Below are 503 nucleotides of genomic sequence, written 5' to 3' on the forward strand. Positions count from 1 at the left end.
CCGGCTGGCAACCGCATCAAAGGGACCAACCCGACGGGGACGACCGGTAGCCGCGCCGTACTCATGGCCATGCTCACGCAGAACATCCTTTTCTTCCTCGGTCATCGCCAGTTCCGCGGTGAAGGGGCCTTCACCCACGCAGGAAGAATAGGCTTTCATGATGCCGATGGAAAGGTTCAGCTTATGGCCGGGGATACCTGCACCGATGGGCGCATAGGCACCGATGGTGTTGGAGGAAGAAGTGTAGGGATAGATACCGAAATCGATATCACGCAGCGCGCCCAGCTGGGCCTCGAACATGATCTTCTTGCCGGCTTCGTCAGCTTCGGCCAGATACTGGCCCACATCGCAGATGTAGGGTCCGAAAACCTTGGCATAATGCTCGCACCATGCCCACATTTCGTCCACGCTGACGGGCTTCTGACCGTAGATCTTCTCCATGGTCAGATTCTTGGATTCCACAATGGTCTCCAGACGCTTCTTGACGCCTTCGTCCATGTGGC

1 protein-coding gene is annotated in these 503 nt (G+C 57.3%); it reads right to left on the reverse strand.

Annotated elements, in window-relative coordinates; all coding sequences use genetic code 11:
* The coding region (locus tag H6B10_RS15225) for an adenylosuccinate synthetase (RefSeq protein ID WP_204652332.1) at positions 1 to 503 on the reverse strand (503 nt) is incomplete at both ends.

The organism is Gemmiger formicilis (assembly GCF_016901605.1).
Classification (GTDB): domain Bacteria; phylum Bacillota; class Clostridia; order Oscillospirales; family Ruminococcaceae; genus Gemmiger; species Gemmiger formicilis_B.